The 14,962-nt window shown below is 32.0% G+C and carries 14 protein-coding genes; 4 read left to right on the forward strand and 10 right to left on the reverse strand.

The genetic code is table 11. The features are described 5' to 3' along the window. Positions 1-5 precede the first annotated feature (5 nt). Genes P3U32_RS09330 through P3U32_RS09345 form a run of 4 tightly spaced genes read right to left on the reverse strand, consistent with a single transcriptional unit; the run spans position 6 to position 2,683 of the window. Positions 6-866: an RluA family pseudouridine synthase gene (locus P3U32_RS09330; RefSeq protein ID WP_323702865.1), complete on the reverse strand. Its 861-nt coding sequence runs from the start codon at positions 864-866 to the stop codon at positions 6-8. Between the two features lie 3 nt (positions 867-869). Further along, complete coding sequence (locus tag P3U32_RS09335; protein WP_323702866.1) at positions 870-1,673, reverse strand: NAD kinase; 804 nt, start codon at positions 1,671-1,673, stop codon at positions 870-872. 12 nt (positions 1,674-1,685) lie between these two features. Further along, entirely contained in the window at positions 1,686-2,321 is a 636-nt protein-coding gene (locus tag P3U32_RS09340; RefSeq protein ID WP_323702867.1) for a GTP diphosphokinase, read from the reverse strand. A gap of 5 nt (positions 2,322-2,326) precedes the next feature. Continuing rightward, positions 2,327-2,683, reverse strand: a complete 357-nt coding sequence (locus tag P3U32_RS09345; RefSeq protein WP_323702868.1) for a UPF0738 family protein — start codon at positions 2,681-2,683, stop codon at positions 2,327-2,329. Between the two features lie 133 nt (positions 2,684-2,816). Between P3U32_RS09345 and P3U32_RS09350 the strand changes: the two genes are divergently transcribed. From P3U32_RS09350 to P3U32_RS09360, 3 genes are all read left to right on the forward strand, one after another. After that, positions 2,817-3,395, forward strand: coding sequence for a CYTH domain-containing protein (locus tag P3U32_RS09350; protein ID WP_323702869.1), 579 nt, complete (start codon positions 2,817-2,819; stop codon positions 3,393-3,395). Positions 3,396-3,490: 95 nt separating this feature from the next. Continuing rightward, positions 3,491-3,850, forward strand: a complete 360-nt coding sequence (locus P3U32_RS09355) for a truncated hemoglobin (RefSeq protein ID WP_323702870.1) — start codon at positions 3,491-3,493, stop codon at positions 3,848-3,850. Between the two features lie 19 nt (positions 3,851-3,869). Further along, the gene (locus tag P3U32_RS09360) at positions 3,870-4,676 is read left to right on the forward strand and encodes a DsbA family protein (protein ID WP_323702871.1); all 807 of its coding nucleotides are present in this window, start codon (positions 3,870-3,872) and stop codon (positions 4,674-4,676) included. 329 nt (positions 4,677-5,005) lie between these two features. Here the strand turns inward: P3U32_RS09360 and pepF are convergent, their stop codons facing one another. From pepF to spxA, 4 genes are all read right to left on the reverse strand, one after another. After that, the gene (gene pepF / locus P3U32_RS09365) at positions 5,006-6,811 is read right to left on the reverse strand and encodes an oligoendopeptidase F (RefSeq protein ID WP_323702872.1); all 1,806 of its coding nucleotides are present in this window, start codon (positions 6,809-6,811) and stop codon (positions 5,006-5,008) included. Positions 6,812-6,852: 41 nt separating this feature from the next. After that, complete coding sequence (locus P3U32_RS09370) at positions 6,853-7,839, reverse strand: competence protein CoiA (protein WP_323702873.1); 987 nt, start codon at positions 7,837-7,839, stop codon at positions 6,853-6,855. Positions 7,840-7,892: 53 nt separating this feature from the next. Further along, on the reverse strand, positions 7,893-8,579 hold the full coding sequence (gene mecA / locus P3U32_RS09375) for an adaptor protein MecA (RefSeq protein WP_323702874.1): 687 nt from the start codon (positions 8,577-8,579) through the stop codon (positions 7,893-7,895). Between the two features lie 203 nt (positions 8,580-8,782). Then, positions 8,783-9,178, reverse strand: coding sequence for a transcriptional regulator SpxA (gene spxA, locus P3U32_RS09380; RefSeq protein WP_323702875.1), 396 nt, complete (start codon positions 9,176-9,178; stop codon positions 8,783-8,785). 336 nt (positions 9,179-9,514) lie between these two features. On the opposite strand from spxA, the gene trpS reads away from it, so the two are divergent. Next, positions 9,515-10,510, forward strand: a complete 996-nt coding sequence (trpS, locus tag P3U32_RS09385) for a tryptophan--tRNA ligase (RefSeq protein ID WP_323702876.1) — start codon at positions 9,515-9,517, stop codon at positions 10,508-10,510. Positions 10,511-11,222: 712 nt separating this feature from the next. Here trpS and P3U32_RS09390 read toward each other — a convergent pair. Next, positions 11,223-12,848 (reverse strand): peptide ABC transporter substrate-binding protein, encoded by a 1,626-nt coding sequence (locus tag P3U32_RS09390; protein WP_323702877.1) that lies wholly within the window; start codon positions 12,846-12,848, stop codon positions 11,223-11,225. A gap of 34 nt (positions 12,849-12,882) precedes the next feature. After that, positions 12,883-14,520, reverse strand: a complete 1,638-nt coding sequence (locus P3U32_RS09395) for a peptide ABC transporter substrate-binding protein (protein WP_323702878.1) — start codon at positions 14,518-14,520, stop codon at positions 12,883-12,885. Positions 14,521-14,962: the final 442 nt, after the last annotated feature.

A 14,962-nucleotide genomic window follows, 5' to 3' on the forward strand; every position in this document is an offset into this window, starting at 1 on the left:
ATTTATTATAGCACACCTCTAAGCACAAAGTTTTCTGGCATTTCATCAATTATATTAATTTTTTCATGTGTAATTGGATGAATAAAAATCACATTATTACAATGCAATAATTGATGGTTCACTTCTTCATCTTCAAAGCCATATAAACTGTCTCCAACGATTGGATGACCAATGTGTGATAAGTGTACTCTAATTTGATGTGTTCTTCCCGTAAATAATTGTAATTTCAATAAACTATACTGTCCATCGTCATTTATTCGATTAAATGACGTATGTGCAAACTTTCCATTCTCAGATACTTCTCTTTCAATAATTGAATGAGGTGCTCTACCTATTGGCAAACGAATATCACCATTTGCTTCGCCCACAACACCATGAACGATAGCTAAATAATATTTGCTTATATCACTGTTTGAAATCATATGATGTAACAGCTGATGTTTTGCAAATATAACAATACCACTTGTACCTCTATCTAAACGTGTTACGATATGTGGAATTGTTTGCTCATTGTTTTGATGCATATAATAAAGTACGCCCTCTACTAAACTGCCATGTCGATGATCTCTTGATGGAGATGTACTGACATTAGCAGGTTTCGAAATGATAATAAACCATTCATCTTCAAATAAAATCTGCAATTTCATTTGAAATGGCAGTAAATTATGACTCGGTTGTTCAATTGGTAAATGTACTTTTACTTGATCACCTGGATAAAGCATTTTACGTACAGTAACACTTTCTTCATTCACAAATAAAGCACCATTTTGCTTAATGGCGCTTAAACTACTTTTAGAAATGCCTTTTTCATATAATAATGCTTTTAAAGTCATTTCTATTTCTACATGATAAAGTATGACTTTCATATTTTAATCCTCATTCGAAATAAATGAATCATGGACTCTCTTCCAAAATGGAAATGGTCTAAATCTTGCAAAGCGTACTTTCTCGTTTGCGACTCTATACTGAATCGATTCGATGTTTTTATGCTTAACATTGACATGATCGATTGTAACTTGCAACGTATCATTATTAACTGGATGAATATGACATACATGATGTTTAGGTAAAACTAATGGTGACCCAACAGTTCTAAATACACGGTTGTTGATGGATGCTATTTCGGCAATTTGCATTGCTTCTAGAGAAGGATGAATTAATGCTCCTCCTAAAGCTTTGTTGTAAGCAGTTGAACCAGATGGCGTTGACACACATAAGCCATCTCCTCTAAACCTTTCAAACTGTTCACCTCTTAACACTAAATCTACAACTAACGTTGCACCATTATCTGTTTTGATTGTCGCTTCATTCAATGCTAAATATCGTGTTTCATATCCACCCTTTTTATAACGAATGATGACTTCTAGTAATGGATATTCAATCACTTGATATGTTGAATTATTGATTTCAATAATTAATTTCTCTACTTCATGTGGTAACCAATCTGCATAAAATCCTAAATGCCCTGTATGTACACCGACAAAACTTACATCGCCTAACATATGACTATATTGGTGAAATGCCTGTAACAAAGTACCATCGCCACCAACTGATATTACAATATCTGGAGACTCTTTATCTTCTATCATATTAAAGTCATTCATATGATTTTTCATCTTATACATTAATGCATTCGATTTAGAATCTCCTTTAGACAAAATATTATACTTCAAAGCATTCACCCCTTAATCATGATTATGTTTATTACTTTTCTGTCTCGAATAATACTTCTGTGCTTCTTGTATCTCTTCACGTATTTCGGACATTTCTTCATCCAATAAAAATGCCGCTTCAGCAGCTCTTTCCAGTCGATTTCTGATTTCTGGAGGATAATCACCATCATACTTATACCTTAAAGTATGTTCAATTGTCGCCCAAAAATTCATTGCTAAAGTTCTAATTTGTATTTCTGCCAAAATATTTGTTTGACCGTGTAATGTCTCAATTGGGTAACTGATGATTACATGATAAGAACGATAACCACTTTCTTTCGTGTACTCAATGTAATTACGCTCTTCTATGACTTCAAAGTCTTGACGTTGTCTTAATAACTCAACAACAACATCTATATCATCAACAAATTGGCACATCATTCTTAAACCAGCAATGTCATACATTTCTTCTCTCAAACGATCAAATGGAATATCACGTTGATTTGCTTTATCTATAATGCTTGAAATTGGTTTCACACGGCCCGTTACAAATTCAATTGGCGAAGGTCTATCTAAAGATTCATATTGCTTGCGCAACCCCTTCAACTTAATCTTTAATTCATCAATTGCTTGTTTATATGGTGCCAAAAATTCTTCCCATTGATTCATAACCATCACTCCGCTTTGTTTAATTCAAATGCTTCCTCGACAGTAGCCACAAAATCTTTGCCATAATTGTGATTATCTGCAATATTATCTAATAAAAATTCCATTTCTTCTTTAAATGAAGTCAATTTAATTTGATCATTCACAATAATCTCTTTATCTAAATGTTCATGTATCATAGACCAAGTTTCTTCTACAAATAATAAATATTGATATTGTTCACCATTATCTAACATATATACAAACGCATGATTATCACTATCTACTATCATATGTTCTGCTGGTTCTAAACCTTCAGTAGATTTGTCAGTGTAACATTGAATTTGATTATCTTTTATCTTAATTTCATTTACATAAATACGCATTGCTGTTCCTCCTTATTCCAATCTATTTTAACACATTTTAATTTAAACATTCATGCCATCACTCTAAATTTATGTAATTACTTGTTTTCACGTAAATCTTCTATAATAATAGAAGGAAAGGAAGTGTTACATAATGGCAGAAGAATTAGAAATTGAATTTAAAAATATACTCACACCTCTTCAATATAAAAAAATCAAACAGACCTATTTTAACGATAATCAACCATTTAAACAAACAAATTACTATATAGACACACCAAACCATGATATCATTTCAAAAAAAATGGCACTAAGAATCAGAAAGAAAGCTGAACATTATGAAATGACATTAAAAGTACCTCAAACAGTTGGACTTTTAGAATATAATGAAGTTGTCGATGAATTACCTAGTGAAGATCGTTTCCTTCATAGAAATGAATTACCTCCTCAAATTGTTCAAGTATTATCAGAACATCATATTGAAATAGAAAATTTACGATTACTCGGTGAACTGACAACATACCGATTAGAAAAACAATTAGATTCAGGATTGTTAGTACTTGATCACAGCTTATATTTAGGAATTGAAGATTATGAGTTAGAGTTTGAAGTTACCGATTATGAGCAAGGTGAAATTGCATTTGAACAATTATTAACTGATCTTCAAATTGATAAACAAACGCCTGACAATAAGGTTAAACGCTTCTTTGATGCAAATAGACGAACTACTTGAAACAACTTTCATTACAAGTCGAAATACTTTCAAAAATTTATGAACATGTTATATTAATATTATCAATATTGAAATAAGCAAGAAAAGGTGAAATTATGACGCCATACGAAGTTATCGACCCCACAGATTTATACGACATGATTGATTACTTTTATGAACGAGTAGCAGAAGACACGCGAATTAATCATCTTTTTCCAGGCGACTTTGCTGAAACAAGTCGCAAGCAGAAACAATTTTTAACACAATTTTTGGGTGGTCCTTCTTTATATACTGAAGAACACGGACATCCAATGTTACGACAACGTCACTTACCATTTACGATTACGCAATACGAAAGAGATGCTTGGTTAGAAAATATGCATATCGCGCTTACCTCATCTCGTCTTGATAAAGATGTCCAAGAATATTTATACGAAAGACTAAAGCTAACTGCAAATCACATGGTTAACGCTTAATATAGTGAAGGTGGATAATATGGCCGAAGAATTAAGATTAATCCATGCTAATGAACAAAATAATATAGATTTAACGCCAGTAAGCAAAATTGAAATTTATTCATTTTTCGATCCATTTTGCGAGGATTGCTTCAATCTATCATCAACATTAGCAAAGTTAAAAATCGAATATCAAAAATATGTTAAAATCCGTCAGATTTTAAACCCGTCTCTTAAAGTTTTAACGAAATGCCAAGCGCAAAGTACATGTGAATTTGATAACGTTGCGTTAGCATTTAAAGCAGCCGAATTACAAGGGCATAACAGAGCGACAAGATTCTTAAATCTGATACAGAATGAGATCATTCCTCATGAAAAAATAATCACTTCTGAACTAATTAGAAAGTGCGCTTATAAATCAGGAATTGATTTACCTGTATTCATCAAAGATTTAAAGGATCCAGCATTAAAAGAAAGTCTACAAACAGACTTACACATCGCAAGAGAGATGGATATAAACATGACACCTTCCCTTGTGTTCTTTAATGAAGATGTTCATGCTGAAGGACTTAAAGTTGAAGGATTATACCCATATCATATTTATACGTATATCATCCAAGAACTGATTGGTACAGAAGTAGAAAAACAACTTCCTCCAAAACTTCTTGAATATATACAGACGCAAAACATTATTACAGAACAAGAAATTGAAACAATATATGAATGGCCAGAAAAGATTGTAAAAAGAGAATTGAGAAAACTACAATTACAAGGTTATATCGAACAACAAACATCCGTACATGGAGACTTCTGGCAATATAAGAAAATGAATGAAAAAGCAAAATAATCTAATGCAATAAAAAAAGCACTTCTTACGAGGAAAATAAATTCCAAGTAAGAAGTGCTTTTTCATTTGAGTGTGGTCTACTCACTACTCAAATCTTAATTAGATAACTTTTGGGATGTTAACTTTAGATAAAAAAAACACCGTGTCTGATTACACGGTGCTTAAACAAAGGGGATGGGAGAAATTTTTCACTTCAAACAAAGGGGTATGTTTGTTATGTGATTAATTTCATGTATGTAATATAACATGGTATGTACACCGAATTCAACAAAAAACACCGTTTTTTTTGATTTGTCACATACTTGTCATATTGGAAACGCGTTCATGCCTTAAAGTTCTTTTACAAGCTTCTCAAAGGCATTTAATTTCTCTTCAAACACTTCCATCGCTTCTTCTATTGGCTGTTTAGATGTCATATCTACGCCTGCTTTTTTCAAAACTTCAATTGGATAATCTGAACTACCCGCTTTTAAGAATTCATTAATATATCTTGTAACTGCTGGTTCACCTTCATCTAATATTTGTTTACTCAATGCTTGTGCGGCACTATAGCCAGTCGCATATTGATAAACGTAAAAATTATAATAGAAATGAGGAATTCTTGACCACTCTTTAGCAATATTTTCATCAGTCACAACTGAATCACCAAAGTACTTCTTATTTAATTCGGCATATTCCGTATTTAATCGATCAGCAGTTAAAGGTTCACCCTCTTCTACAATCTTATGAATTAAATATTCAAATTCCGCAAACATTGTTTGTCTGAATAAAGTTGCTCTAAATCTCTCTAATTCTTGATTTAATAAATACTTACGTTTTTCAGGATCTTCTAAATTTTTATCCATGTATTCACTTAATAATGCTTCATTTGTTGTTGAAGCTACTTCAGCTACAAAGATTGAATAATCACTTTCGTTAGACAATTGATGTTTACGACTAAAGTAACTATGTGCCGAATGTCCAAATTCATGAATAAGTGTAAATAAATCAGAAATTGAATCTGACCAATTCAACAGTATAAATGGATTTGTTAAATGTGCACCTGAAGAATAACCACCTGAACGTTTACCTTTATTTTCATAAACGTCTACCCATCTATTGTTCAATCCTTCTTCAACGACATCCATGTATTCTTTACCCATTGGTTGTAATGCTTTCAACATCCAATCTTTCGCTTCTTCATATGGCATTTCAAATGATGAATTTTTAACTAATGGTGTGTACATGTCATACATATGCATTTCATCTAAGCCTAATAGCTCTTTACGCAATTCAGTATAACGATGTAACAATGGAAGATGTTTATGTACTGTTTCAATCAAATTGTCATATACGTCTTCAGGTATAAAGTTATTAGATAACGCTTGCTCTCTCGCTGATTGATATTGGCGCACTTTAGAGCTAAATATTGCAGTTTTGACTTTACCACTTAAAGTTGCAGTCAATGTATTATTGTGACTACCATATGCTTCATAGACGTTGTCATAAGCTGACTTTCTTAAGATTCTATCTTCAGATTCTAATAATTTGTTATAAGTACCTTGTGTTAATTCATGTTCATTACCGTCTTTATCAATCGCAGGTTTAAATGATAAATCTGCATTGTTAAACATACCAAAGACATTACTTGGCGTTTGTAATGCTTCACCCGCTTCAGCAAGTATCTTCTCTTCTTTATCACTTAAAATATGTGGTCTTTTTTTATTTAACTTTTCAATATCAAATTGATATCTCTTTAAGTCTTCATTAGATTCAACAAATTCGTTTAATGTTGTTTCATCAATAGACATTAATTCAGGTAAGATAAAGCTCCATGCACTAGCAAATTTATTAGCCAATGTTGCTGCTTTTGCTTCATAACCAGCATATTTATCATTTGCTGTATCTTGGTCATGTTTTAAGTGTGCATACACATAAACTTTACCTAACTTTTCATCAATCTCACTATCTAATAACAATGCTTGATAAAGTGTGTCAGAACTATCCTTTAAGTGCCCTTTGAATTGTTCTTCTTTACCAAGATATGTTTCTAATTCTTTGAATGCTTCTTCATAAGCTTCATCTGAAGGGAAAATTGTTGTTAAATCCCAAGTGTATTGCTCTTGTTGTTCTTCTCTCGTAATTAGATTTGCCATTTTAATAGCCTCCTTTGATTATCGTACTTATAATTTTCTCATTAAACGCTTGATTTTGCACGTGATATAGCCTTTTTCTGAATGATTGTAAAGTATGTATTTACTGCCCTTTTTAGTACGTCCATCTTTGAATAATTAAAATGAAATGATCTGAACTTTATAAACCCATACAATTTTTTGAATGAAAATGTACCTTCTTTAATTTCCTTATAGATAAAAGCTTGCCAAGTAATACAATGCGTTAAGAAATAAATTTGTTCCGGTACAATAATCCCTATAATATCCAGTCGTTTCTCATTTAGTAGTCTCGCTTGATACAGCATCGAAAGTGTCGGTTCTAATACATTTCTCTGTTTCTTACATTTACTAATATATTCATCATATGCTTGATTGGTTAAATAAAATGTTGGAACCTCACATCTTTCACAGTGCGGTATTAAATCCATCCATTGAATAACCTTTCTATTAGCTATAAATAGATGCTTATCTATTGATTGGATATTCTCATACTTGATTAACGTTTGTGTAATTGGATTATATGTTAATAATGTTCGCTCAGTACAATTAATTAATGCTGCTTCAAAATAATTCAAATGGAGCATACCGTCACTATACGTTACGTCCTTCCCAATCCATTTAACATCCATATTTAGTGCGTGATAACCTTCAGTTCGATTTAGCAGTAAAGTAAAACTAATCGGTGAATATTGAAATTCAACAATCAATCGCTTATTAATAATAATATCCGGAATTTGATTAATTTCTGACAAATAGTATTCCATATCCACTTGTACTTTATTATTTAATTTGGCATAAATATGATGCTTAGATGAGATATGTTCTAAAGACTCTTTCTTCATTGCCGAATTGGAACAAGCACTATTAGATTTGTGTGCAAAATGGATAATCGTGTGTCGTCCTTTTCTTAAAATAAGTTCACATAAACATTCCGGACATCTATATTCTTCTCTTTCCTCTGCATATTGCGCATGCACTAATTCATTGTCTTGGTTCAAACCGATTAACATAAAAAAACACCTCTTTACTTTATTAAACGTAAAGAGGTGTTCAAATTACTTATTTAGTTTTTTGGTTCAAAATATCTTGTAATTTGTCCTGTAACATTATAACTCATGACAACTTTAGCGTAATCATCAAGGTATAATTTAGATATTTGTGTTGGATTTGCATATTCAAGCAATTGTCCATAGAAATCATTGATAATTTCTTCACTATCAATTTGATCAAATTGTACATAGTAATAATATTTATTATCTAACATATATAGTAAGTCAGTAAATACAATGTCTTTGTGTTCGTTATAATGTGCGTATTCAATAATATCTTCTAACTCTTCGAATCTAACAAGCAAACCAATATCTTTAGGGATGAATGGTTTATCATCATTATCTTCATTTAAAAGTTCTCCGATATTTTGATCTGAATCGAGTGCTTGAGATAAGAAATCATTGACTTGATATTCTAATTGTTCATTAGATTCTTCATCAGTCATGTTCATCAGTTCATCACCTTTAGATTTTGAAACTGTTACTTCAACACCCTTTTCAAATGCATGTACTTGAATCCATAATGGGCCTTCAACTACAAATTCTTCTTCGTCATTAATTTCATCCATCATTGACCAGAAAAACTCTTCCCCACGTTTACGGTTTGTCCATAAGTCTTCCCTTTTAAAACCACGTGCTTCGATATCCTGATATGTGATAAATAACTTTACAGTTGTTTCATCAATTCGTTCTATTCTCATAATGTCACACTCCCTTACTGTCGGAATAGTACATTCATTGTATTATAAACAAATACATTTTAACAGTAATTTGTTTAATCCATCAGCATTTAATTTTAAATACTCATACAGCACGTATTATCCCGTTTAAATTTGATAAAAAAATAAAATAAGAGGCAGCGACAAAAAATGTCACAGCCTCTTAAATTTAATATTAGATTAAATTAGTCAACCATACGTTGCGCTTCCATTAGTTGGAACGTACGTACTTTTCTTGGTAAGAAACGACGAATCTCATCTTCGTTATATCCAACTTGTAAACGTTTGTCATCTAAAATAATTGGACGACGAAGTAAACCTGGATTATCTTGTATAATTGTATATAATTCTTGTAGAGGTAATGCATCGATATCTACATTTAATTTTTGATATGTTTTAGAACGAGTTGAAATGATTTCATCTGTTCCATCTTCTGTCATTTTTAAGATTGCTTTAATTTCATCTAATGTTAAATGTTCTGAAAAAATATTTCGCTCCGTATACGGAATGTCATGTTCTTGTAACCATGCTTTCGCTTTACGGCAAGATGTGCAACTTGGTGAAGTAAATAATGTTACCATACATCTCACTCTCCTAATCGAATATAATTTATGTTAAACGTCAGTGATTTTATAAGATACTTTACACTTATAACATATATACCCATTATAGCTATAGGTTAAACAACATATGTTCACTTGGTTTACTCTTTATCTATTTGCTATAAATACATTGTATAACTCAAAGATTAAAATTAAATGAGAAACTACTAATAATTCATTAAAAACCAAATAAATTATTGGTGAATTTTCTATTCACAACATATTTATCTATTAACTAGAATAACACAACTTACAAATGATTAAAATACTGTTATAATGATATAAAGAAATTTTGTAGAAAAGAGGCAACATATAATGGAAACTTTGTTCTCAGGCATCCAGCCTAGTGGTATCCCAACTTTAGGTAATTATATTGGTGCATTAAACCAATTTAATCAAATTCAGCATGATTATGACTGCTACTTTTGTATAGTAGACCAACATGCAATTACAGTACCTCAAGATAGACTTAAATTAAGAGAAAATATACGTAAATTGGCAGCTATTTATTTAGCATCAGGTATAGATCATAAGAAAGCAACATTATTTATACAATCAGAAGTACCTGCACATATACAAGCAGGTTGGATTTTAACTACAATCACTTCCGTCGGTGAATTGGAAAGAATGACACAATATAAAGATAAAGCTCAAAAACAAACACAAGGCATACCTGCTGGATTATTAACATATCCACCACTTATGGCTGCTGACATTGTACTATATAATACAAATATTGTTCCAGTTGGCGAAGACCAAAAACAACACTTAGAATTAACAAGAAATACAGTTGATCGTTTCAACTCTAAATACAACGATATATTAACAAAACCAGAAATTCATATGCCAAAATTCGGTGCACGTATTATGAGTCTACAAGATCCAACTAAGAAAATGAGTAAAAGTGATGATAATCAAAAGAACTTTATTTCACTGTTAGACGAACCAAACGTTGCTGCTAAAAAAATTAAAAGCGCAGTTACAGATTCTGATGGTATCGTAAAATACGATAAAGAAAACAAACCAGGTATCAGTAACTTACTCGTTATATATTCAAGTCTTACAAATAAAACAGTTGAAGAACTTGAAGTAGCATATGAAGGAAAAGGTTATGGCGACTTCAAAGGCGACTTAGCTGAAGTAGTGAAACAATTCCTTTTAACTTTCCAAGAAAAATTCAACTATTTCTATGAAAATAAAGACGTATTAGATGAAATCTTAGATCAAGGTAGAGACAAAGCAAGTTTCGTTGCAAATAAAACACTTAAAAAGATGGAAAACGCAATGGGATTAGGACGTAAAAGAAAATAGTAAATATTAAAACGACTTGGATGAAAAAATCCAAGTCGTTTTTTTGTTGTCGACATCCCTATTTTATAATGAAAGATGTTCTAACGGGATTGTTTCTCAGAACTATCTCGTTAGCGCTTTGAACACTAACTTTTTTCATGATTTTTCACCTAAAAGCAGGATTTTTCCCCGCTAACGGGATTGTTTTCACTTTCTATCTCGTTAGATTTTCTAACAGGATTGTTTCCTAAAACTATCTCGTTAGCGCGTTGAACACTAACTTTTTTCATGATTTTTCACCTAAAAACAGGATTTTTCCCCGCTAACGGGATTGTTTTTACTTTCTATCTCGTTAGAATTTTTAACGGGATTGTTTTCACTTTCTATCTCGTTAGATTTTCTAACAGGATTGTTTCCTAAAACTATCTCGTTAGCGCGTTATACATAGTATTTTTTAGCGCTGACTCCTGCGGGAACAGCATGATTCGAAGACTACAGGCTGAGAACATGCCCGCGGAAAGCATGCGCAAAAAATACTAATAAATATTAAAACGAGGCTGGGACATAATATATGTCTCAGCCTCGTTTGAGTTTCTTGGCAGTAGATGACTGAGTTAAAAATGCGCTTGTATCAAGCTTTTTTCAACTCTAGTCATCCTTGCCGGGGCGAGATACGAAATCTTTTTTTGTAAATTAGATTTCTGTCCCGCTCCCGTTTTTTTGTTCTCATATATTATTTCTCAATATAGGCTTCTTTTAATGTTGTCACACCACCAAATTGATGATTCACGACATTTTTAACATTTGATTTCTGCATTTGTGCTACCCCAACTTGATAAAGTGGAACAATGCCCGCTTCATTTAACAACATACCTTCTGCACGCTGTAATTCAGATAATCGTTTATCAGGGTTACTCGCTAATGTTGAATCTGCTGCTTTTATAATACTGTCATATGATTTATTAGACCATCCTGTATTATTGTGAGATCCATCAGTTACATATAATTCTAGGAATGTCATTGGATCTGGATAATCCGGAATCCAATTCTCTAGTGACATTTCATATTCCCCTTTTGAAACAACATCTAATTTTTGTTTAAATGGTTGTTGTTTGATTTTAATTGTAACGCCAGGTAGATTTTTTTCTAATTGCTCTTTAAAGTACTCTGCATCTCTTTTAGCTGTATCTTTATCATAAGTCATTAACTCTATTGTGAACTTATCTTTTCCTAATGCTTTTTTAGCTTTTTCAAAATGCGCTTTCGCTTCTTTTACGTTGTATTGATTTTTATTTTTTACGCCATCTTGATATTCTTTGCCTTTACTATCTTTCACAAAACCTTTTGGTACAAAATTATCTGCTGCTATTGAACCATTATTTAAATTATTTTTCACATATGCTTCTTTATCAATCGCTTTCGCAAATGCTAATCTAAAGTCTTTATTCTTAAATTCTGGAACGGTATCTTCATTTAATTTGAAGTAATATGTCACTGTTCCTAATTCTGTACTAAATTCTTTCTTATCTTTATATTTCTTAACTTGTTCTGCTGGGACATCTACAATATCCAATTTATTCGTTTCATATAAATTCATCGCTGTTGATGCTTCTTTGACGACTTGGTAGTTCACTTTATTTAATTTCACTTTACCTTTATCCCAATATTCATCATTTTTAGTTAAAGTTACTTTATCATCTGGTTTCCATTGTGACATTTTAAATGGTCCATTATAAAGTGTAGATTTTACAGTAGTTCCATACTTATCGCCTTGTTTTTCAACGAATTTTTTATTTTGAGGCATAAATGTTCCAAATGATAATAACTCTTTGTAATATGGTAGTGATTTTGTTAGCTCAAATTCTAAAGTATGATCGTCTATTGCTTTAACCCCTAAATCTTCCGGTTTTTTCTTACCCGTATTAATTGCTTCAGCATTTTTAATATCGAATAAAATGTATGCATATTCAGATGCTGTATCTGGGTCTACAACTTTTCTCCAAGCATACACAAAATCATTTGCAGTAACTGGATCACCATTTGACCATTTCGCATCATCTCTTAATTTAACTGTCCATTTTTTACCGTCATTTGTAATTTTCGGTTCGCCTTTAGCAACTGCCGGAATGGCCTTATCATCTTTATCTAATGTATATAACCCTTCCATCGTTTGGAAGAACATATCAAATGATAATCCATCTGTAGCCATTGCCGAATCCATAGTAGGAACATCCCCATTGATTTGTAAATCAAGCGTTTCATCGCTCTTACTGTCTTTCTTTCCTCCACCTGAAGAACACGCACTTAGTACTAATACCGCCGTTAACATGATTGCCATGAACTTTAAAAATTTAGACATATGACTCATCCCCCTTATATTTTAAATACTGAAATTACTTTTGAACTGAAGCATGTTTCAAATCAGTATCTCCACCAAATTGGTGTCTTTCAATGCCTTTAACATAGTCTTGAGTCAGTCTTGCATTACCTTGTTGATAGATCGGCACAACTACCGCTTCATCTAGCAATAATGATTCTGCATCTTGCATTGTACTAATACGTTCTTGCTCTTTATTTAATAGTGCATGTCCTGCTTCATTGATTTTCTTATCATATTCTTTATTTTTCCAACCTGTTTCATTCATTACATTGTCACTCGTAAATAATTCTAAGAATGTCATCGCATCTGGGTAATCAGGGCCCCATCTACCAAATGAAATTTGATAATCCATCTTTTCTTCTAGTTTTAATTTTTGTTTGTAAGGTTGTTGTTTCACTTTAATTGTTACGCCCGGTAAATTCTGTTCAATTTGTTCTTTGAAGTATTCTGCATCTTTTTTCGCATTATCTTGATCGTAAGTTAATAATTCAAAAGTGAATTTATCTTTGCCAAGTGATTTTTTAGCTGCTTCTAAATGTTTCTTAGCTGCTTTTTTATCGAATTTATTTTCAGATTTCACGCCTTTAACGTAATCTTCACCTTTCGTATCTTTAACAAATTCTGTTGGCACTAGTGTATTCGCTGCTTTTGAACCATTATTTAAATTACTCTTAACGTATTGGTCTTTATCAATCGATTGTGCGATTGCCATTCTTAAATCTTTATTTTTAAATTCAGGTACATCTTTTTGATTCAATCTCATGAAGTACACTCTTGCTTCAAGCTCCGTATTATAAGCTTTATCTTTTTTATATTTATTAACGTTTTCAGCTGGGATTAAAGTTTCATCCACATCGTCTGCGTTATACATATTTAATGCAGTTTGAGGCTCTTTCACTACTTTATAATTTACTGCGTCTAATTTCACATTACCTTTATCCCAGTAATGTTTATTCTTTATTAATGTGTAACGATCTTCCGTTTTCCAACTTGATAAAGTAAATGGTCCATTGTATAGCGTGTCTTTTGCTGTTGTACCGTATTTCTCACCTTTATCTTTGGCAAACTTCTCGTTTTGAGGTAAGAATGAACCAAATGTTAATAACTCTTGATAATATGGTAACTCACGATTCAATTTGATTTCTAAAGTATGATCATCAATTGCTTTCACACCTAATTCACTAGGCTTTTTCTTTCCATTATTAATGTCTTCTGCGTTCTTAATATCAAACATAATAAATGCATATTCAGAAGCTGTCTTTGGATCTACAAGTTTACGCCAAGCATATACAAAATCTTGTGCTGTCACATCATCACCATTAGACCACTTTGCATCTCGTAGTTTAATAGTCCAAGTCAGCCCATCATCTGACTTTTCAGGATCAGACTTCGCAATGCCAGGTATCGCCTTATCATTCTTATCTAACTTGTACAAACCCTCCATCGTATTATTTAATGTATCAAAAGAAACTGCATCTGTTGCTAATGTCGAATCCATGGATGGTATATCAGATATAGAAATTAAACGTAACTTTTTGCCATCCCCTGCAGAAGAGCTACTGTTATCCTTTCCACCACCACTACATGCTGATAAAACCAACACTAATGATAACAATACGAGTACTTGCCACCTCAAATATTTCTTGTTCATACACATTTCCCCTTATTCGATTTTTGAAAATTCAGTCATTTTCTGAACTTTCTTTAATTATAAAGATAATTTCAATTTGACGCAACATAACTTTAAATTATATGAATAGAATATATTTTTTGTTTATTACATTAACTTTTGTAATTAATCAAGATTTTTAGTAGGCTATGTTCGCTCTAACGAGATTGTTTCCTAAAACTATCTCGTTAGTGAGTTATTTTCTCATTTTTTGTAATTAATCAGGATTTTTCGTGGGCTTTGTTCGCTCTAACGAGATTGTTTTTACTTTCTATCTCGTTAGATTTTCTAACAGGATTGTTTCCCATAACTATCTCGTTAGCCATGCTCAATGTTGCTTGTCAGCCTTCACTTGCAATGTTCAGCATTTTTTAGCGCTGACTCCTGCGGGAACAGCATGATTCGAAGACTACAGGCTGAGAAC

This window comes from Mammaliicoccus sp. Dog046 (assembly GCF_034039665.1).
Classification (GTDB): Bacteria; Bacillota; Bacilli; order Staphylococcales; family Staphylococcaceae; genus Mammaliicoccus.

Bases quoted from the DNA above. Each gene is read 5' to 3' on its own strand.
- P3U32_RS09330 (WP_323702865.1), bottom strand. From the start codon at position 866: ATGAAAGTCATACTTTATCATGTAGAAATAGAAATGACTTTAAAAGCA.
- P3U32_RS09340 (WP_323702867.1), bottom strand. From the start codon at position 2,321: ATGAATCAATGGGAAGAATTTTTGGCACCATATAAACAAGCAATTGAT.
- P3U32_RS09345 (WP_323702868.1), bottom strand. From the start codon at position 2,683: ATGCGTATTTATGTAAATGAAATTAAGATAAAAGATAATCAAATTCAA.
- P3U32_RS09350 (WP_323702869.1), top strand. From the start codon at position 2,817: ATGGCAGAAGAATTAGAAATTGAATTTAAAAATATACTCACACCTCTT.
- P3U32_RS09355 (WP_323702870.1), top strand. From the start codon at position 3,491: ATGACGCCATACGAAGTTATCGACCCCACAGATTTATACGACATGATT.
- P3U32_RS09360 (WP_323702871.1), top strand. From the start codon at position 3,870: ATGGCCGAAGAATTAAGATTAATCCATGCTAATGAACAAAATAATATA.
- pepF (WP_323702872.1), bottom strand. From the start codon at position 6,811: ATGGCAAATCTAATTACGAGAGAAGAACAACAAGAGCAATACACTTGG.
- P3U32_RS09370 (WP_323702873.1), bottom strand. From the start codon at position 7,839: ATGTTAATCGGTTTGAACCAAGACAATGAATTAGTGCATGCGCAATAT.
- mecA (WP_323702874.1), bottom strand. From the start codon at position 8,579: ATGAGAATAGAACGAATTGATGAAACAACTGTAAAGTTATTTATCACA.
- spxA (WP_323702875.1), bottom strand. From the start codon at position 9,178: ATGGTAACATTATTTACTTCACCAAGTTGCACATCTTGCCGTAAAGCG.
- trpS (WP_323702876.1), top strand. From the start codon at position 9,515: ATGGAAACTTTGTTCTCAGGCATCCAGCCTAGTGGTATCCCAACTTTA.
- P3U32_RS09390 (WP_323702877.1), bottom strand. From the start codon at position 12,848: ATGTCTAAATTTTTAAAGTTCATGGCAATCATGTTAACGGCGGTATTA.
- P3U32_RS09395 (WP_323702878.1), bottom strand. From the start codon at position 14,520: ATGAACAAGAAATATTTGAGGTGGCAAGTACTCGTATTGTTATCATTA.